This window comes from Agreia sp. VKM Ac-1783 (assembly GCF_900177765.1).
GTDB lineage: Bacteria > Actinomycetota > Actinomycetes > Actinomycetales > Microbacteriaceae > Agreia.
In genome coordinates, this window is record NZ_FXWI01000001.1 from 302,781 (window position 1) to 322,145 (window position 19,365).

The 19,365-nt window shown below is 65.7% G+C and carries 15 protein-coding genes; 13 read left to right on the top strand and 2 right to left on the bottom strand.

Annotated elements, in window-relative coordinates; genetic code table 11:
* Positions 1 to 22 precede the first annotated feature (22 nt).
* Positions 23 to 1,426, bottom strand: a complete 1,404-nt coding sequence (locus CCK87_RS01435; RefSeq protein WP_086459739.1) for an FGGY family carbohydrate kinase — start codon at positions 1,424 to 1,426, stop codon at positions 23 to 25.
* A 120-nt stretch (positions 1,427 to 1,546) separates the two neighbouring features.
* Entirely contained in the window at positions 1,547 to 2,737 is a 1,191-nt protein-coding gene (gene xylA / locus CCK87_RS01440) for a xylose isomerase (protein WP_086459740.1), read from the bottom strand.
* 397 nt (positions 2,738 to 3,134) lie between these two features.
* On the opposite strand from xylA, the gene chvE reads away from it, so the two are divergent.
* The 13 genes from chvE to CCK87_RS01505 all read left to right on the top strand — a co-directional run bounded on the left by chvE (position 3,135) and on the right by CCK87_RS01505 (position 19,364).
* Complete coding sequence (chvE, locus tag CCK87_RS01445; protein WP_086459741.1) at positions 3,135 to 4,262, top strand: multiple monosaccharide ABC transporter substrate-binding protein; 1,128 nt, start codon at positions 3,135 to 3,137, stop codon at positions 4,260 to 4,262.
* Positions 4,263 to 4,359: 97 nt separating this feature from the next.
* Complete coding sequence (gene mmsA / locus CCK87_RS01450) at positions 4,360 to 5,925, top strand: multiple monosaccharide ABC transporter ATP-binding protein (RefSeq protein ID WP_086459742.1); 1,566 nt, start codon at positions 4,360 to 4,362, stop codon at positions 5,923 to 5,925.
* Positions 5,926 to 5,931: 6 nt separating this feature from the next.
* Complete coding sequence (gene mmsB, locus CCK87_RS01455; protein ID WP_086459743.1) at positions 5,932 to 7,149, top strand: multiple monosaccharide ABC transporter permease; 1,218 nt, start codon at positions 5,932 to 5,934, stop codon at positions 7,147 to 7,149.
* Positions 7,150 to 7,193: 44 nt separating this feature from the next.
* On the top strand, positions 7,194 to 8,426 hold the full coding sequence (locus CCK87_RS01460; protein WP_249273655.1) for an ROK family transcriptional regulator: 1,233 nt from the start codon (positions 7,194 to 7,196) through the stop codon (positions 8,424 to 8,426).
* A gap of 52 nt (positions 8,427 to 8,478) precedes the next feature.
* Positions 8,479 to 9,675 (top strand): ROK family transcriptional regulator, encoded by a 1,197-nt coding sequence (locus CCK87_RS01465; RefSeq protein ID WP_086459745.1) that lies wholly within the window; start codon positions 8,479 to 8,481, stop codon positions 9,673 to 9,675.
* A gap of 25 nt (positions 9,676 to 9,700) precedes the next feature.
* Positions 9,701 to 10,825, top strand: a complete 1,125-nt coding sequence (locus tag CCK87_RS01470; RefSeq protein ID WP_086459746.1) for a glycerate kinase — start codon at positions 9,701 to 9,703, stop codon at positions 10,823 to 10,825.
* A gap of 96 nt (positions 10,826 to 10,921) precedes the next feature.
* Positions 10,922 to 12,181 (top strand): multidrug effflux MFS transporter, encoded by a 1,260-nt coding sequence (locus CCK87_RS01475; RefSeq protein WP_086459747.1) that lies wholly within the window; start codon positions 10,922 to 10,924, stop codon positions 12,179 to 12,181.
* Between the two features lie 52 nt (positions 12,182 to 12,233).
* Positions 12,234 to 12,935, top strand: coding sequence for a phosphatase PAP2 family protein (locus CCK87_RS01480; RefSeq protein WP_086459748.1), 702 nt, complete (start codon positions 12,234 to 12,236; stop codon positions 12,933 to 12,935).
* Positions 12,936 to 13,150: 215 nt separating this feature from the next.
* Entirely contained in the window at positions 13,151 to 14,161 is a 1,011-nt protein-coding gene (locus CCK87_RS01485; protein WP_086459749.1) for a LacI family DNA-binding transcriptional regulator, read from the top strand.
* Positions 14,162 to 14,531: 370 nt separating this feature from the next.
* Complete coding sequence (locus CCK87_RS01490) at positions 14,532 to 15,902, top strand: extracellular solute-binding protein (RefSeq protein WP_212638175.1); 1,371 nt, start codon at positions 14,532 to 14,534, stop codon at positions 15,900 to 15,902.
* 96 nt (positions 15,903 to 15,998) lie between these two features.
* Positions 15,999 to 16,919, top strand: coding sequence for a sugar ABC transporter permease (locus CCK87_RS01495; RefSeq protein WP_055775933.1), 921 nt, complete (start codon positions 15,999 to 16,001; stop codon positions 16,917 to 16,919).
* Positions 16,916 to 17,797, top strand: a complete 882-nt coding sequence (locus tag CCK87_RS01500; protein WP_086459751.1) for a carbohydrate ABC transporter permease — start codon at positions 16,916 to 16,918, stop codon at positions 17,795 to 17,797. Before CCK87_RS01495 ends, CCK87_RS01500 begins: the two co-directional genes overlap by 4 nt.
* 55 nt (positions 17,798 to 17,852) lie before the next feature.
* Positions 17,853 to 19,364, top strand: coding sequence for an alpha-N-arabinofuranosidase (locus CCK87_RS01505; protein WP_086459752.1), 1,512 nt, complete (start codon positions 17,853 to 17,855; stop codon positions 19,362 to 19,364).
* Position 19,365: the final 1 nt, after the last annotated feature.

Sequence of the window (19,365 nt, forward strand, 5' to 3'; positions counted from 1 at the left end):
CGCTACGACGACGTCGCGCGACTCAGACCGCGTGGGCCGCGTACTGCTCCCGGATGATCGGGCGGTAGTCGGGCGCGGGCGTCGCGATCGTGGCGACCTTCCATGACGGACGCGTCCCCGTGAGAACCCAGGCGGCCTGTGTCGCGGCGCCGTCGGCGACGTACTCACCGGGCGTCGGGATGCTCACGGGCAGTTCGAAGACCTGGGCGGCGATCGCCTGCACGGCCGGGTTCAGGGCTGCTCCGCCGATGATGAGCAGTCGCTCCGCCTGCACGCCGAGTGCCGTGACCGCGGCGACCCCGTCGGCCAGGCCGCAGAGCAGTCCCTCGATAGCCGCGCGCGCCAGGCCCTCTCGGGTGGTCGACGCGAGCGTCATGCCGAAGAGAGTCGCGGTGGCGTCGGGCAGATTGGGAGTGCGTTCGCCCTCGAAGTACGGCTGCAGCACGAGCCCCTTCGATCCGGGCTCAGCGGCGAGGGCGAGCGTGCCGAGCTCGTCGTGGGTGACGCCGAGAAGGCGAGCCGTCGCATCCAGGATGCGCGCAGCGTTGAGGGTCGCGACGAGCGGCAGCGACAGGCCGCTCGCGTCGGCGAAGCCGGCAACGGTGCCCGTGACGTCGTTGACGGGAGTCTCGGTCACGGCGAAGGCGGTGCCGCTCGTGCCGATCGACACGACGACGTCGCCGGCCCGCGCGCCCAGGCCGAGAGCGGCGCCCGCGTTGTCGCCGGCGCCCGCGCCCAGAACGACTCCCGAGGGGGTGGTGCCGGGTGACTCGGCTGGGCCGAGAACGCGGGGCAGGATGCAGTCGTGGCCGAGAGCGGCCACGAGGAGCTCGCGGTCGTACTCGCCAGAGACCGAATCGAAGTAGCCGGTTCCGCTGGCATCGGAGCGGTCGGTGGTGAGCTCGGAGAGTACAGGACCGAGCGGGCTGGTCTCATCGTCGGCGGGTCCGAAGCCGCGAAGCCGCCAGGTCAGCCAGTCATGGGGGAGGGCCACGGCGGCGACGCGCTCGGCGTTCTGCGGCTCGGCATCGCGCAGCCAGCGGAGTTTGGTGATGGTGAAGGATGCGACGGGGACGCTTCCCGTGCGTCGCGCGAGTTCGTCGGCGCCGAACTCCTCGATCAGTGCGGACGCGGCGGCTGCGGATCGCGTGTCGTTCCAGAGCAGAGCGTCGCGGATGACCCGGCCCTCGGCATCCAGAGCGACCATGCCGTGCTGCTGGCCGGCCACGGCCACCGCCGCCACGTCGTCGAGGCCGCCGGCCGCCGTGAGCGCCTGTCGCAGAGCCTGCCACCAGGCCGCCGGGTCGACCTCGGTGCCCTCCGGATGCGGCGCACGGCCCATGCGCGCGAGCGCACCGGTCTCGGCGTCGCGGATGACGACCTTGCAGCTCTGGGTGGACGAGTCGACGCCGGCGACGAGGGCCATGGGTGTGTTCCTTAAGGATGAAAACGGGTCGCTCCCTGAGCCTGTCGAAGGGGCCCTTCGACAGGCTCAGGGAACGTATAGGGGTGGCCGCGGGGGATACGGCTCAGGGTCTGCCGCGGGTTAGCGTGCGCCCAGCAGGTGCTCGAGCGCCAGCTGCTGCAGACGCACGAAGCCGAAGCCCTTGCCGTTGAAGTACGCGTCGGTGTCGAACTCTTCGTAGGCGCTGCGGTCGGCCAGCAGGTCGTCGTAGCTCTCGCCCTCGCCGAGCGTGTTCTGCGACAGCTCGAGAACGCGCGACGCGGCGAGCTGCTCCTGCACCTCGGGGTCTGCGCGGAACGCGGCAGCGCGCTCCTTCAGAAGCAGGTAGGTGCGCATGTTCGCGGCCGCCGAGTCCCAGACTCCGGTGATGTCCTCGGTGCGGGAGGGCTTGTAGTCGAAGTGGCGGGGGCCGTCATAGGCAGGTCCGCCGTTCAGGCCACCGTTCTCGAGCAGGTCGACGAGTGCGAAGGCGTTCTGCAGATCGCCGTGACCGAACACGAGGTCCTGGTCGTACTTGATGCCCCGCTGGCCGTTGAGGTCGATGTGGTAGAGCTTGCCCTGGTAGAGCGCCTGGGCGATGCCCGCAGCGAAGTTCAGGCCGGCCATCTGCTCGTGACCGACCTCGGGGTTCACGCCCACGAGCTCGGGGCGCTCGAGCGTGTTGATGAACGCGAGTGCGTGGCCGAGCGTCGGCAGCAGGATGTCGCCGCGCGGCTCGTTCGGCTTGGGCTCGATCGCGAAGCGGATGTCGTAACCCTTGTCGGTGACGTAGTCGCCGAGCATGTTGACGGCCTCGCGGTAGCGCTCGAGAGCCTGGCGGATGTCTTTGGCGGAGTCGTACTCGGCGCCCTCGCGGCCACCCCACATGACGAACGTCTTCGCACCGAGCTCGGCGGCGAGATCGATGTTGCGAAGCACCTTGCGCAGGGCGAAGCGGCGAACAGCGCGGTCGTTCGAGGTGAAGCCGCCGTCTTTGAAGACGGGAGCCGAGAACAGGTTGGTGGTGACCATCGGCACGATCACGCCCGTGTCTGCCAGCGCCTGCTTGAGCCGGTCGATCTGCGTCTGACGCTCTGCATCGGTGGAACCGAAGGCGAAGAGGTCGTCGTCGTGGAACGTGAGGCCGTAGGCGCCGAGCTCGTTGAGCTTGTGAACGGCCTCGACCACGTCGAGCGGAGCGCGGGTGGGACCGCCGAAGGGATCGGCTCCGTTGTAGCCGATGGTCCAGAGGCCGAAGGAGAACTTGTCGTCGCGTGTGGGCTCGAGAGCCATGTGGATACCCGTCTTTCAACGTCGTTGGTGAATTGTTGCTGTCGAAAACATATCAGTTTCGGCCGGAGTGGGCCAGATGCGTGCGGACGATTCCCTCCGAGATCGAATTGTTATTTCCGCAAACTAATACCCGTCGCCCCTGATTCTCGGCAGTGTGAACGGTCACATCTCGACGAAGCGTCATGTTCTCGAGATCGAGATCGCGGAATTGCGTAGACGGACTTCGATGTCGTGGGATATGTTCGCTCCGTCAACAAAGGTCGTGAAAACGACCGGGGCTATCACAGCGATGCCCCGTTACGAGGGAGTAACTGTCGACAGGCAGTCTTCCTCCGCTCTTGACGTCGGCCCCCATCGATCGGGCCGGACCCTGGCAGCATTCAGAGAGGAAAGCACCATGACCATGACAACCACGAAACGGCTTCTGGCCGTTCTCGCCACTTCCGCGGTGGCACTATCGCTCGCGGCGTGTTCGTCGAGCCCCGCGACGACCGACGGCGCGTCCGGCGACGGGATCAAGGACTGCAACGTCGGCATCTCGATGCCCACGCGTTCGCTCGAGCGTTGGATCAACGACGGCGAACAGCTGCAGAAGGCCCTCGAGGACGCCGGCTGCACCGTCGACCTGCAGTACGCAGACAACAAGACCGACCAGCAGATCAGCCAGATCCAGAACCAGGTCGCGGGCGGCTCGAAGATCCTCGTGATCGCGGCCATCGACGGCAAGGTCCTCGCACCCGTGCTCGACGAGGCCAAGAAGCAGGACGCCACCGTCATCGCCTACGACCGCCTCATCAACGGCACCGACAACGTCGACTACTACGCCACCTTCGACAACTACAAGGTCGGCACCCTGCAGGGCCAGTACATCGAAGAGCAGCTCGGACTGAAGGACGGCAAGGGTCCGTTCAACCTCGAGCCGTTCGCCGGCAGCCCCGACGACAACAACGCCAAGTTCTTCTTCTCGGGTGCGTGGGATGTTCTGCAGCCCTACGTGGAGAAAGGCCAGCTGGTCGTGCCGAGCGGCAAGGCTCCCAAGAGCGACGACGACTGGGCCTCCATCGGCATCCAGGGCTGGGCGAGCGACAAGGCCCAGGCCGAGATGGACAACCGCCTGTCGTCGTTCTACACCGGCGACCAGAAGGTCAACGTCGTTCTCTCCCCGAACGACAGCCTCGCGATCGGTATCGAGGCCTCGCTGAAGTCTGCCGGCTACGCGCCGGGCGCCTCCTACCCGATCATCACCGGACAGGACGCCGACAAGGCCAACGTCAAGGCGATCCTCGACGGTGAGCAGTCGATGACCGTGTGGAAGGACACGCGCGCCCTCGGCGACCGCGTCTTCCAGATGATCAAGTCGATCGCGGCCGGCGAAGAGGTCGAGGTCAACGACACCAAGACGTACGACAACGGCAACAAGGTCGTTCCCTCGTACCTGCTCGACCCCGAGGTCGTCGTCAAGGATGACGTGCAGTCGAAGCTGATCGACTCCGGCTTCCTCAAGGCGTCCGACGTCGGACTCTAAAGATCCATCCGGTCGGCCCCGCCACAGTGGCGGGGCCGACCTTCTCCGTCGGCCCGGCGCCGGCGAACTCATACAGATGTGAAATGGAGGGAGCCCGATGAGCATCCAGGACAGCGTGAGCGACGACGTGCAGCAGCACGACGTGATTCTGCGCATGAACGACATCGTCAAGGACTTCAGTGGAGTGAAGGCGCTCGACGGCGTCTCGATCACCGTGCGGCGCGGCGAGGTCCACGCGATCTGCGGCGAGAACGGCGCAGGCAAGTCGACCCTGATGAAGGTGCTCTCCGGGGTGTATCCCGCGGGCAGCTTCGGCGGCTCGATCGAGTTCGAGGGCCACGAGGTGGCCTTCAGAACTATCAACGACAGCGAGCACGAAGGCATCGTGATCATCCACCAGGAGCTCGCCCTGAGCCCCTATCTGTCGATCGCCGAGAACATCTTTCTGGGCAACGAACTCTCGAGCCGGGGTGTGATCGACTGGAACAAGACCAACCGTGAGGCCGCCCTGCTGCTGGCCCGGGTGGGCCTCGACGAGAACCCCGCGACCAAGATCCTCGAACTCGGCGTGGGTAAGCAGCAGCTCGTCGAGATCGCCAAGGCGCTGTCGAAGCGGGTGAAGCTGCTCATCCTCGATGAGCCCACCGCGGCGCTGAACGACGAGGACTCGGCCCATCTGCTCAGCCTGATCGACCACCTGCGCATGCAGGGCATCACATGCATCATCATCAGTCACAAGCTGAAGGAGATCAAGAGAATCGCAGACACCGTCACGGTGATCCGCGACGGCAAGACGATCGAGACCATTCCGATGGACGGGCCCGACGCGACCGAGGCGCACATCATCCGCGCCATGGTCGGCCGCGATCTCAACAGCCTGTTCCCGCCGCGCGACTCCAACATCGGAGAAGAGGTGCTCCGAGTCGAAGACTGGACCGTCTATCACCCGGTCGACACGTCGCGACTCGTGGTCGACGGGGCATCCTTCACTGTTCGCGCCGGAGAGATCGTGGGCTTCGCGGGCCTCATGGGCGCGGGTCGCACCGAGCTGGCCATGAGCATCTTCGGCCGCTCGTACGGAACCAACATCTCGGGGCGCATCTTCAAGAACGGCGTCGAGATCCAGAACCGCACCGTCGACGAGGCGATCCACAACGGATTCGCCTATGCCACGGAGGATCGCAAGAAGTACGGCCTCAACCTCATCGGCGACATCCAGGTGAACGTGTCGGCTGCCGCCCTCGGCAAGCTCGCCCAAGCGGGCGTCGTCGACTCCCACCGCGAGTACAAGGTGGCCGACTCCTATCGCGAGAAGATGAACATCAAGGCGCCCAGCGTGGCCTCGATCACGGGCAAGCTTTCGGGCGGAAACCAGCAGAAAGTCGTGCTGTCGAAGTGGATCTTCGCCGGCCCCGACGTGCTGATCCTCGACGAGCCCACCCGCGGCATTGACGTGGGCGCGAAGTACGAGATCTACGGCATCATCAACGAGCTTGCGGCCCAGGGCAAGGCCGTGGTCGTGATCTCGAGCGAGTTGCCCGAGCTTCTCGGACTGGCCGACCGAATCTACGCGATCTCGGAGGGAAAACTCACCGGTGAGGTTTCCCGCGAGAACGCGTCCCAAGAAACCCTCATGCAGTACATGACCGCGGGAAAGGACTGACCCCCGATGAGCACCACAACTCCCCCTCCCACCCTCACGCCGCAGGCGCCGGTCAAACGGCGCATACCCAAGCTCTCCATCAACTTCAGGCAGTACGGCATCCTGGCGGCCCTCGCGGTCATCGTCATCCTGTTCCAGATCATGACGAACGGCCGCCTCCTGCTGCCCGGCAACGTGAACAACCTGATCCAGCAGAACGCCTATGTCTTGATCCTCGCGATCGGCATGGTGATCGTGATCATCGCGGGCCACATCGACCTCTCGGTCGGTTCGGTCGTCGCGATGGTCGGCGCGGTCTCTGCGATCAGCATGAATTCGTGGGGCTTCCCGTGGTGGGCCGCCGTGATCCTCGCGCTGGTCGTGGGAGCGGTGGTCGGTGCTTGGCAGGGCTTCTGGGTCGCCTACGTGGGCATACCCGCCTTCATCGTGACTCTCGCGGGCATGCTCATCTTCCGAGGGCTCACCCTCGTGCTGCTCACGGGTGGAACGATCTCGGGTCTTCCCGCCGAATTCACCGCCATCGGTGCGGGATGGCTTCCCTCCTGGTTCGGCGAGGTCGCCGGCCGCGACGTGCTCACCCTCGTGCTCGGAGTCCTGACCGTCGTCGTGCTGCTGGCCCAGGGCCTGCGCTCGCGGGCCACGCTGCGCAAGCTCGACCTGCCCCGCGAGCCCATGGTGTCGTTCTGGATTAAGAACGGCATCGCCGCGATCGCGATCCTCGCCTTCACCTGGCTGCTCTCCGACTACAGCGGAACCCCGATCATCCTGATCATCCTCGCCGTGCTGATCCTGCTCTACACCTTCCTGCTCAACCGCTCGGTGTTCGGTCGTCACGTGTACGCCATGGGTGGCAACCTGTTCGCCGCCGTCATGAGCGGTGTCAAGACCAAGCGGGTCAACTTCCTCATCTTCGTGAACATGGGCATTCTCGCCGGCCTCGCCGGTGTCGTCTCGACCGCCCGCGCCGGCGGTGCCGTCGCCTCGGCGGGTCAGAACTACGAACTGGATGCCATCGCGGCCGTCTTCATCGGAGGCGCGGCGGTGCAGGGTGGCGTGGGAACTGTCGTGGGCGCCGTCATCGGTGGTCTCGTGATGGGTGTCCTCAACATGGGCCTGTCGATCCTGTCTGTCGATGCCGCCTGGCAGATGGCCATCAAGGGCTTCGTTCTGCTGTTGGCCGTCGCATTCGATATCTTCAACAAGCGGCGCGCGGGCGGCCGCTGATCCGGAGTCCGCATATCGAGACCACGAGGGGAGAGTGATGTCGATTGAGTACGGCATTACTCGCCCTCGGCAGTAGGGGAGGGTCGAGCAACGACCAGCTCAGGCGCTACAACCTGTCGATGGTCATGACGCTCATCCACCACTCGGGCGGTTGCTCGAGGGCAGAGATCACGCGGCGAATGGGGCTGAACCGCTCCACGGTGGGCGCTCTGGTAGCCGAGCTGGTCGAGCTCGGGCTCGCCTTCGAGGGCGAGCCCGAGTCGGTCTCCGGACGGGTCGGACGACCGAGCGTGCAGGTGTTCCCGAACCCCGCGATCGTGGCGCTCGCCGTCTATCCCGACGTCGATGCGATCACGGTCTGCATCGTGGGACTCGGCGGCGAGGTGATTCGTCGCATCCGGTACGACACCGTGCGAGTGCCGACGGTGCACGAGACGGTCAACGTCGTCAAGGCGATCGTCGACGGCATGCGCGGCGAGATCGAATCCAGCTTCAGAGTCGCCGGCGTGGGCGTGGCGGTTCCGGGCCTGGTGAACTCCAAAGACGGCCGGGTGCTCATCGCCCCGCACCTGGGATGGCGAGATGCCTCCCTCGCCGCTGCGCTCACCAAGGCATTGGACTACCCGGTCTTCGCCGGCAACGACGCGAGCCTCGGTGCCATCGCCGAGAGCCTGTTCGGCATCGCTCGAGGCATGGACGATCTCGTCTACCTCAACGGCAGCGCGAGCGGCATCGGCGGCGGGCTGATCATCGGCGGCTCGCCGCTGCGCGGAACGAGCGGCTACGCGGGCGAGCTCGGCCACACTCTGGTGAACAACATGGGCTCGCGCTGTCACTGTGGCCGCACCGGGTGTCTCGAGACCGAGGTGAGCCTCAGTCGGCTGCTCGCCGTGCTCAAGCTGGCCCGGGCGGACCAAGACGAGCTCGAGATAGCGCTCGGCGTCTCCCGAGACCCGAAGGTCATGCGTGAGGTGCAGCGTCAGATCGACATGCTCTCCGAGGCCATCTCGAACTTCGTGAATATGTTCGACCCCGAGATCGTGATCCTCGGCGGGTTCCTCGCGTCGCTGCTCAGCGTCGGGCGAGAAAGACTGGCGGATGCCGTTCGCCTGCGTTCCATGAGCAGCATGGGTCACAGCGTGGTCATCGAGAAGGCGAGCCTGCGGTCGCGCATCATCATGGTCGGCGCGGCCGAGCTCGCGTTCGCCGGTCTGCTCGACGACCCCGCCGGCTTCGCTCGCGGGGCCGCCGGGCGGGCAGGTCAGCCTCGCGGGTGAGTCAGAATAGACGAGACAGCAGCGCCCAGCCGCAGTCGGCGAAGGGGAGCACGTGAGCGTCGAGCAGCCCGCCCCGCTCAGCCGGGTCGGCAACAGCAATGACCAGGCGCGGCGGCACAACCTCTCGACCGTGCTCACGCTGCTGCACCACGGCGGTTCTCGCACCCGAGCAGAGCTCACCCGTGCAACGGGCCTGAATCGCTCGACGATCGCCGCGCTGGTGAGTGAGTTGGGTGATCTGGGCCTGGTCTACGAGACCCAGCAGACCGACCCGGGCACGGTCGGCAGGCCCAGCCCCTTCGTGCATCTCACCGATCGCCTCCTCGCCGTGGCGGTCAACCCCGACCTCGACGCCGTCACCATCGGCCTCGTGCAGTTGGGCGGGCGAGTGCTCACGCGCGTGCGCCATGAGACGACGCGGACACCGGGCCTCGACGAGACCGTCGCCATCGTGCAGCGCGAGGTGGCCGGTCTCGTCGCCGGTCTCGCCGACGACCAGCACATCGTGGGCGTGGGGATCGCTGTGCCCGGTCTGGTGCGCAGCTCCGACGGCGTCGTCACTCTGGCGCCCCACCTGCTCTGGAACGACCAGCCCCTGGCCGAGCCGATCGCCGAGGCTCTCGGCATCCCGGCTTTCGCGGCGAATGACGCCCAGCTCGGACTGGTGGCGGAGAGCCTGTTCGGTGCCGGACGCGGTGTCGAAGACATCGTCTATCTCAACGGCTCGACCTCGGGGATCGGCGGGAGCGTGCTGGTGGCGGGCAACGCCCTGCGCGGCGCTCAGGGCTACGCGGGCGAGCTCGGCCACACGCTCGTCAACAGCGACGGGGTCACCTGCTTCTGTGGAAAGAGCGGATGCCTCGAGACCGAGGTCAATCTGGCCCGGCTGCTCGAGGTGCTGGGCACCGCGCCCGTCGACGGCGAGGAGTTCGACCGCATGCTGATCGCTGCGGCCGACGACGCCGTGCGCGCCGAGATCGACCGTCAGCTCGATGTGCTGGGCACAGCGCTCGGCAACTTCGTGTCGATCTTCAACCCCTCGTCGATCATTCTCGGCGGGTTCCTCGGGTCGTTGTTCGCGGCGAATCCAGAGCGGTTGCAGGCGGGAATCCGCCGCGCATCGTTCGGGTCGCTCGGAGACGAGGTGACGGTGGAGCGTGCGCAGCTGCGCACTCGCCTCCTGATGGTCGGAGCGGCCGAACTCGCCTTCGCGCCCGTGCTCGCCGACCCCGCCGGGGTGCTCGGGTAGCGGGCCACCGGCTACCGTGGCGGGTATGACCGCGCCGTCGACGATCGTGTTCGCACCGGACTCCTTCAAGGGCTCGGCGACCGCGAGGCACGCCGCGTCTGCGATGGCCCGCGGCTGGGCCTCCGTTCGCCCACTCGACACGCTGGTGCTGAAGCCGATGGCCGATGGCGGCGAGGGTACGCTCGACGCCTTCGAGGCCGCGGTGCCGGGGTCGACACGTTTGCCAGTCAGCGTGATCGGGCCCGACGACCGGCCCGTCGACGCGAGCTGGCTGCTGCTCGCCGACGGCACGGGCGTGGTCGAGCTGGCGAACACCAGCGGCATCACGCTGCTGAGTGAGCGTCGCCCTCATGACGCGCATTCCCGCGGATTCGGCCAGGCGATCGTCGCCGCGCTCGATGCCGGGGTGCGCCGCCTGGTGCTCGCCATCGGCGGCAGCTCGTCGACCGACGGCGGCGTGGGTGTTCTCGACGAGCTCGGCGCCCGGTTTCTGGATGCGACGGGTCGGTCCGTGCGCGCCGGGAACCGTGGGCTGCATGACCTCGTGATCGCCGACCTCCACGCTCTGAGGCCGCTGCCTCCGGGCGGCGTCGACGTGCTGTGCGACGTGACGAATCCCCTGCTCGGAGCGAGCGGTGCGGCTGAGATCTACGGTCCGCAGAAGGGGGCGGCGACAGACGAGGCGGTGCACGTGCTCGAGGCGGGTCTCGCGACCCTTGATCGAGCGGTCTCGCGCTCAGCACCCGCCGCCCGCCGTGCGGTCGCCGACCCGACGCATCCGGGTGCCGGCGCCGCCGGCGGGGTGGGATTCGGTCTACTCGCGTGGGGTGCGCGGCTCGTACCCGGGTCGACCGGTGTGGCCGACGTCTGCGGACTGCCCGCGGCGATCGCGTCATGCGACGCCGTCGTCACAGGCGAGGGGAGCTTCGACTCACAATCGGCGGCGGGCAAGGCCGTGTCGGCGGTGCTGGCGGCGGCGAGCTCAGGAGCAGCGAGGGTCGAACTCGTCGCGGGCCGGATCTCGGCGCCCACCGAGCAGTTCGCAGACACGCTCTCGCTCACTGTGCTCGCAGGCTCCGCAGAAGCCGCCCAGGCCGAAGCGGAGTACTGGCTGCAGGTGGCCGGCGCCACCCTCGCCGAGCGCTACTGACGACACCGAATCGGCGGTCTCGTGCGGATCCGTGACGAATCCGAATCACGAGTCGAATCGATTCGGTAAGGTTGTTGTCATTCGTCCACTGCACCGATGTGCTCAAGGAATCCTGTGACCACCGACTCCATCACCGTCGTCCACGCGGGCGACTCGTTGTCGCGCCGCCAGCGCCTCGTCTATGTTCTGCTGCTCGGCGGGCTCACCGCGTTGGGGCCGCTCACGATCGACCTCTACCTGCCTGCGTTCCCCATCCTCGAAGAAGACCTGGGGGTGTCGGCGGGAGCGATCCAGTTGACCCTCACGGGTACGACGATCGGGTTCGCCCTCGGCCAGTTGGTCGTCGGCCCGTGGAGCGACAAGGTCGGGCGGCGGATTCCCTTGATCGTCGCGACGCTGCTGCATATCGTGGCCTGCGTCGGCGCCGCGCTCGCGCCAGAGATCGTGACGCTCGGCATCTTCCGTGTTCTGCAGGGTGCGGGTGCCGCGGCCGGCGGCGTCGTCGCCATGGCCATGGTGCGCGACCTGTTCGGCGGACGCCCCTTGGTTCGCATGCTGTCGCGCCTGGCGCTCATCACGACCCTCGCGCCCCTGCTCGCCCCGCTCATCGGATCGCAGATGCTGCGCTTCACCGACTGGCGAGGAATCTTCTGGGCGCTCGCCATCTACGGCGTGCTCGTGGTGGTCGCCGTGTGGCTCTGGATCGTCGAGACTCTGCCCAAGGATCGTCCGCGCGACGGCGGGCATTCGACGCTGCGCCAGCGCTACAAATCCGTTCTCACCGACCGCATCTTCATCGGTGTGGCAGTGATCGGTGGAATGACGTTCGCCGGCCTCTTCACCTACCTCTCGGCCTCGTCGTTCCTCTTCCAGCTCGTGTACAAACTCGACCCCCAACAGTACGGGCTGCTCTTCGCCATCAACTCCATCGGCATCGCCGCGGGCACGCAGGTGTCTGCCCGCCTCACGAAGTACGTGGCTCCCCAGTGGATCCTGGCCGGAACCACCATGGTCATGCTCGTCTGCGCCATCGCCATCGTTGTGCTCGATTCGGCGGGGGCGGGGTTGATCGGAATCCTCATCCCGCTCTGGTTCTTCATCGCCTCGTGCGGATTCGGGTTCCCGTGTGTTCAGGTGCTCGCCCTCGACGGGCACGGGCGTGAGGCGGGCACGGCGGCGTCGCTCCTCGGCGCCGTGAACTTCGGCCTCGCGGGGCTCATCTCTCCGATCGTCGGTTTTCTGGGCATCACGAGCGCTGTTCCGATGGGAGCGGTCATGGCGGTCACCGCGGCCGTCGCCGTCGCCGCGCTGTGGTTGATCGTTCGTCCGTCGACCGTTCCGGCACTGGGGGGCTGACACCGTTCGCAAGCCCTGCGCGGGTTTCCGGCGCAGCCGGTACGGTCGGGTGATGACGAACGACCCTCCCGCTGAGCGCCCGCAGCCGAGCACAGACCAGAAGACCCGCACTGTTCAGAGGTTCTGGCCGCTCGTGAGCGCGTTCGCCGTTCTGGTCGTCGCGGTGCTGATCGGCGCCGTTGTGATGCTGCGCGGCGCCGGCAACCCTCTGGGCTTCGATACCGAGTGGATGGACGAGATCCTCGAGCACCGATCGCCGGTGTGGGACGTGCCTTCGCTCGCGATGAACTACCTCGGGGGCGGCGTCATCGGGGTGTTCATCGTTCCGATCGCCATCATCGTCGCTCTCTGCCTCTTCCGACGGTTCTGGGCCGCGGTCTTCTTCGCCGCCGCGACGATCCTGTCTGCCGGCCTCGTTCAGCTTCTGAAGGGCATCTTCGGCCGGGCCCGGCCCGAGCAGATCCTGGTGCACGCCGACTTCGGGTCGTTTCCATCCGGACACGTCGCCAATGCCACGACGATGGCGGTGGTGCTCGCGATCGTTCTGCGTCGCACATGGGTGTGGGTCGCCGGCGTCGTCTATGTGATTCTGATGTTGCTGAGCCGAACGTACCTCGGAGCGCACTGGCTGAGCGATACCGTCGGCGGACTCCTCCTCGGTGCCGGTGTCGCGGTCATCGTGTGGGCTCCGATCGCCAATCGGTTGTACCGAGAGAACGAGCGTCGGCACCGTCGCGAGACCACTGCCCCCTGAGATGTCTCACATGGCGACCTGCGCCCACCGCGGAGCAGCCATCCGTGCCACCTCAGCGCAGGAACTACCCATCTACGGCACGCTCGCACCTCCTGAGATGTCACAAGCGGCGGCTTCCCCGCCCGCGGATGCCGCCATATGCGCCACCTCTGCGCGGGCTTCGTGCTCACCCGCGCTCGATAGTGCGCGTTTCTGCAACGTTGTAGTCTCAACCCGTGGCCATAACCCTGCATGATGTCGCCCGGTTGGCGGGCGTGTCGATCAAGACCGTCTCGAATGTCATCAACGACTACCCCCACATCAGGCCGGCCACGAGAGAAAAGGTCGAGGCCGCGATCGACGAGCTCGGCTATCAGCCCAATCTGTCGGCGCGCAGCCTGCGCTCGGGTCGCTCCGGCGTCATCAGCCTGCTCATCCCTGATCTGCGCAACGCCTATTTCGCCGAGCTGGCCGACGCGGTCATGAGAGCTGCGCGGGCCAAAGGGCTGTCGGTGATCATCGAGCAGATGCCGGGAGGCAAGAAGGAAGAGCTCGAAATCCTTCGCGGTCCTCGCATGCAGCTCGTCGACGGAATCCTCTACAGTGTGCTCGCACTGGGAGAGGAGGATGCGCATCACCTCGATAACTCCATGCCGATGGTGCTGCTCGGCGACCGCATCTTCCATGGCCCTAAAGACCACGTGACCATGCAGAATACCGAGGGCTCCCGGGCGGCGACCGAGCACCTGCTGTCGTTGGGCAGGAGGCGCGTCGCCGCCCTCGGAGCGCACCCCGGCGAGGTGGTGGGCTCGGCCGGGCTCAGGCTCGACGGGTACCGGCAGGCTCTTGCAGAGCGCGGGGTCGAGTACGACCCCGCGCTGGTCATTCCGGTCATGAGCTGGCACAGGCAAGACGGGGCGGAGGCCATGCGGGCCTTTCTCGCCGAGGGCGTTGCCTTCGATGGCCTCGTGGGCTTCAACGACTCCATGGCGTTGGGCGCGATGCGCGTGATGCAGGAGGCCGGCTTGCAGATTCCGGGCGACGTCGCCGTGATCGGCTTCGACGATATCGATGAGACCCGGTACTCGATCCCATCGCTCTCGACGATCGACCCCTCGAAAGATCAGATCGCCGAGACCGCGGTCGACCTGCTGCTCGAGCGCATCGAGAATCCCGATTCGGATGCTCCGGCCCGAGATCTCGCGACCGAGTTCCGCGTTGTGCAGCGAGAGTCGAGCGCCAACTGACAGGGCGCTGAGCGCGACGTGCGCGCCACCCGCACGCCCGATCGACGCGCTCTGTGTCAATTGAGGAACATCGGGAATTCCGTACTTGACACTCATCCGAGCGCAGTGCAGAATCACTTTTACAACGTTTACTTTACAACGTTGTAAATGACGGAAATTCGACGTGGTGGCACCCGCCATGATCGATTGCTCGAATCAAGGAGGATTCGTTGATGGTCACATGCCGCACCCTGTGGGCAGGCTCTCTCGCCGGACACTCCCACCCCTCTCCCGCTTCAGCGCCTGCATCGCAGCGCTAGGGATACGACGCACCCCACCCGAACTCGCGACAGCACCGTCGCGGTTCTTCTTTCGAAGGGAACCTTTCACAGTGAAGACCAAATCACTTCTGGCCGTGGTGAGCGCTGGCGCTCTCCTGGCCGCTCTCGCTGGCTGCTCGCCCGATGTCAGTGCAGGAGGCGGCAGCACAGACTCCGCCGGCGGCGGCGACGCAGGCTCGTGCAGCAACACGATCGTCAACAAAGACGCCCCTCAGGTGTCGGTGTGGGCGTGGTACCCGAACATCAACACGGTCGTGGACATGTTCAACAAGTCGCACGACGACGTGCAGGTCTGCTGGTCGAATGCGGGCCAGGGCGCCGACGAGTACGCCAAGTTCTCGACAGCGATCGCTGCAGGCACGGGTGCACCCGACGTCGTTATGCTCGAGGCCGAGGTCGTTCCCGGCTTCATCCTGCAGGACGCCCTCGTCGATCTGAGCGAGCACGGCGCCGACGATGTGAAGGCGAACTTCAGTGCAGGCGCGTGGAAAGACGTCTCGAGCGGCGACTCCGTCTACGCGATTCCGGTCGACGGCGGCCCTATGGCCATGATCTATCGCGCCGACATCTTCACGAAGTACGGCATCACTGTACCCACGACGTGGGACGAATACGCCGCTGCAGCGCAACAGCTCAAGGACGCGGGCGGCCCGTTCATGGGTGACTTCGGCAGCAACGTGCCGGCGTGGTTCACGGCTCTGATGACGCAGAACGGCCAGAAGGCCTGGGATTACGAGTCGGCCGACCCCCAGAAGATCGGCATCGATCTGAACGACGACGGCAGCAAGAAGGTCGCCGACTATTGGCAGGACCTCGTCAAGAAGGGCCTCGTCGACACGAAGGACCAGTTCAACACCGACTACATCGGCGGTCTGGCCAACGGCTCGTACGCCACGTACGTCTCTGCCGCGTGGGCTCCCGGATACCTGACGGGAGCCGGAGCCTCGACCGAGGGCGACGGCGCTCAGTGGCAGGCGGCCCCGCTTCCCCAGTGGGATCCGGCGAACCCCGTCTCCGTGAACTGGGGTGGATCCACATTCGCCGTGACCACGCAGGCCAAGGACAAAGATCTGGCGGCGACCGTCGCCAAGGAGCTGTACGCATCCGACGAGGAGCTGCAGGATGGCGTCGACACGCAGACGATCTTCCCTCTCAACCAGAAGATGCTCGCGTCTGACGCGTTCGCCACCACTCCCGTCAAGTTCTTCAACGGCCAGACGGCCAACAAGGACGTCTACATTCCGGCGGAGAACGCGTACGAGGGTTACACCTACAGCCCGTTCACGACGTACTACTACTCGGAGCTGACGAAGTCGATGGTCTCGATCATCGATGGCAGCAAGTCCGGCTCGCAGTCGCTCGATGATCTGCAGAAGACCATGACCGACTACGCCAAGGCACAGGGCTTCACCGTCAAATAACACGTCTGCACCCATCGACAGGCTCAGGGAACGACACCGTTCCCTGAGCCCGTCGAAGGGCCCCACTCTTCCCTCACAGTCGATCGAAGGACTGACATGACCAACCCCGCCGCCGTGCTGAGAGCACCGTCCCGGCGACGCAATCTGCGTCGCCCCTGGATAGGCTGGCTCTTCATCGCTCCGTTCGGAGTGATCTTCCTCGTCTTCCTCGTAGCGCCCCTCGTCTACGCGTTCTATCTCAGCCTCTTCTCCAAGGGCCTCGCCACCGGAACGACCTTCTCCGGAGCCGGCAACTACGTCAAGGCATTCACCGATCCAGAGTTCCTCTCCGGCATCTGGTTCGTGATCCGCTTCGCGGTCATCCTCATTCCCATCCAGATGGCCGTCTCACTCGCTGCGGCGCTCGTGCTCGACGCCCTCACCACGCGGCTCTCGCGCTTCGCCCGACTCGCCATCTTCGTGCCCTACGCCATCCCGGCCGTGGTCGGCACCCTCATGTGGGGCTTTCTTTACAGCCCGACTTTCGGGCCCCTCACCGACCTGTTCAAGGTGGTCAATCAGAGCGCACCCGAGATCCTGAGCTCGGGCAACATCTTCGGCGGGCTGCTCAACATCGTCGTCTGGCAGTGGGCCGGCTACTACATGATCATCATCTATGCGGCGCTGCGGGGCATCGACCCCAGCATCTACGAGGCAGCGCGGATCGACGGCGCCGGGCCACGTCAGATCGCATTCCGCATCAAGGTGCCCATGATCTCGAGCGCCATGGCGCTGATCCTGGTCTTCGCCCTCATCGGCACGCTGCAGTTCTTCACGGAGCCGCAGGTGCTGAGGCCGATCTCGAACGGCTCGATCACGTCGAGCTTCACCCCCAACATCTACGCCTTCGATCTCGCCTTCCGCTTCTCGCAGTTCAACTACGCGTCGACCATCTCGTTCTCGCTCGGCATCGTGGTCTTCATCGCGGTGTACATCTTCTTATTCGCCAGCCGCAAGCGCCGGGGAGGACTGTCATGACGACCATCACCAGAATTCCCACGGCGAAGAAGAGGCCGAACATCACGGCGCACGTGTTCCTCGTGGCCCTGATCATCTACTTCCTGCTTCCGCTGTGGTGGCTGTTCGTTGCCAGCACCAAAGACCCGCAAGGACTCTTCACGGGCACGGGCGGCGCCCTGTGGTTCGACAAGAACTTCAACCTGCTGGCCAACATCCAGGAGCTGATCACCTACAAGGGCGGCATCTACTTCCGCTGGCTGGGCAACTCGGCGCTCTATTCCCTGTTGGGCGGAGTGGGCGCGACGATCCTGGCGGTTCTCGCGGGCTACGGCTTCGCGAAGTTCCCATTCAGGGGGCGAGACTTCTCGTTCGCCGTTCTGCTCGGCTCGGTGATGGTGCCGCTCACAGCGCTGGTGATCCCGACGTTCATGCTCATGTCTCAACTGCACCTCACGAACACGATCTGGGCGGTCATCCTGCCGTCGCTGCTGAGCCCGTTCGGTGTGTACCTGATGCGGGTCTACGCGGCAGACGCCGTTCCCGATGAACTGCTCGACGCGGCTCGGGTCGACGGTTCGGGAGAGCTGCGCACTTTCCTCACGGTCGCGCTGCCGCTCATGCGCCCCGCTGTCGTCACCGTTCTGCTGCTCTCGGTCGTCGGAACGTGGAACAACTACTTCCTCCCTCTCGCGGTGCTCAGCGACCAGAATCTCTACCCCGTCACCGTCGGGCTGGGCGGATGGCAGGCACTCGCGGCATCCAATAACGGCGGTGGAACCTCGCTCTACACGCTCATCGTGGTCGGGTCGCTCATCTCGATCATTCCGCTCGTGATCGCGTTCCTCTCGCTGCAGAAGTACTGGCAGGGCGGCCTCTCGCTCGGTGCCCTCAAGTAATCGCCGATCTCTTCACACCAATCCTTTCTTCACCCCCTTCGACTCGGGAGACACCATGGTCACCGCACGCCTCATCCTCGATCCTCACTTCGCTGTCGGCGCGATCAACCGCCGCATCTTCGGCTCGTTCGTCGAACATCTCGGACGCTGCGTGTACGACGGCATCTACGAGCCCGGCCACCCGACGGCCGACGACGAGGGCTTCCGGGGCGACGTCATCGATCTGGTCAAGGAGCTCGGAACCACCACGATCCGCTACCCCGGCGGCAACTTCGTCTCGGGGTTCAAGTGGGAAGACAGCGTCGGCCCGCGAGAAGACCGACCTCGTCGCCTCGACCTGGCCTGGCACTCGACCGAGACCAACCAGATCGGGCTGCACGAGTTCTCGTCGTGGCTGAAGAAGGTCGACAGCGAGCTGATGCTGGCCATCAACCTGGGCACGCGCGGTGTCGAGGAGGCACTCGATCTGGTCGAGTACACGAACATCCGGTCGGGATCGACGCTGAGCGACCAGCGCATCGCCAACGGTCAGGTCGAGCCGTTCGGCGTCACGATGTGGTGCCTCGGCAACGAGATGGATGGCCCGTGGCAGCTCGGTCATCGCAACGCCGAGGACTACGGCAAGATCGCGAGCCAGACGGCGAAGGCCCTGCGCCAGCTCGACGAGCGCCTCGAGCTGGTCGTGTGCGGATCGTCGAGCGCGCAGATGCCCACCTTCGGATCGTGGGAGCGCACCGTACTTCAGCACAGCTACGAAGACGTCGACTACATCTCGTGCCACGCCTACTACGAGGAGCGCGGGGGAGACCTCACGAGCTTCCTCGCCTCCGGCGTCAACATGGATCACTTCATCGAGTCGGTCGTGGCGACGGCCGACAGCGTCAAGGCAGAGTTGCGGTCGTCGAAGCAGATCAACATCTCGTTCGACGAGTGGAACGTCTGGTACATCGACCGCTACCAGCAGGTCGACAGGATCACCGATGTCGAGGAATGGCCGGTCGCACCGCGCCTGCTCGAAGACGTGTATTCCGTGGCCGACGCGGTCGTGTTCGGCAGCCTGCTCATCTCTCTGCTCAAGCATGCCGATCGCGTGCAGTCGGCGTCGCTGGCACAGCTCGTCAACGTGATCGCTCCGATCATGACCGAGCCGGGAGGAGACTCCTGGCGCCAGACCACGTTCTTCCCCTTTGCGGCCACCTCGCGCCTCGCGCAGGGCACGGTTCTCGAGGTGCGGCTCGAGAGCGACACGCACGAGACGAAGGAGTACGGCACCGTCGCCACCGTCGATGCTGTCGCAACGGTCGATGCCGAAGCCGGAACAGCCGCCGTCTTCCTCGTGAATCGCAGCGAGACCGAGGAGGCCACGGTCACGATCGATATCTCCGCACTCGGAGACCTCGGCGTGCTCGAGGCATCCACCCTCGCCGATGACGACGTCTACGCGGCGAACACCCTGGCCGATCAGAATCGTGTCGGGCTCACCCCCAACACGTCTGCTGAGATCGTCGACGGCGTGATCACGATCACCCTGCCCGCAGTCTCGTGGAGCGCGGTGAGCCTGGGGTAGC

Coding starts and splice junctions, on each gene's coding strand:
- mmsA (WP_086459742.1), top strand. CDS start 4,360: ATGAGCATCCAGGACAGCGTGAGCGACGACGTGCAGCAGCACGACGTG.
- xylA (WP_086459740.1), bottom strand. CDS start 2,737: ATGGCTCTCGAGCCCACACGCGACGACAAGTTCTCCTTCGGCCTCTGG.
- chvE (WP_086459741.1), top strand. CDS start 3,135: ATGACCATGACAACCACGAAACGGCTTCTGGCCGTTCTCGCCACTTCC.
- CCK87_RS01435 (WP_086459739.1), bottom strand. CDS start 1,426: ATGGCCCTCGTCGCCGGCGTCGACTCGTCCACCCAGAGCTGCAAGGTC.
- CCK87_RS01500 (WP_086459751.1), top strand. CDS start 16,916: ATGACGACCATCACCAGAATTCCCACGGCGAAGAAGAGGCCGAACATC.
- CCK87_RS01505 (WP_086459752.1), top strand. CDS start 17,853: ATGGTCACCGCACGCCTCATCCTCGATCCTCACTTCGCTGTCGGCGCG.
- CCK87_RS01480 (WP_086459748.1), top strand. CDS start 12,234: ATGACGAACGACCCTCCCGCTGAGCGCCCGCAGCCGAGCACAGACCAG.
- mmsB (WP_086459743.1), top strand. CDS start 5,932: ATGAGCACCACAACTCCCCCTCCCACCCTCACGCCGCAGGCGCCGGTC.
- CCK87_RS01475 (WP_086459747.1), top strand. CDS start 10,922: ATGTGCTCAAGGAATCCTGTGACCACCGACTCCATCACCGTCGTCCAC.
- CCK87_RS01495 (WP_055775933.1), top strand. CDS start 15,999: ATGACCAACCCCGCCGCCGTGCTGAGAGCACCGTCCCGGCGACGCAAT.
- CCK87_RS01470 (WP_086459746.1), top strand. CDS start 9,701: ATGACCGCGCCGTCGACGATCGTGTTCGCACCGGACTCCTTCAAGGGC.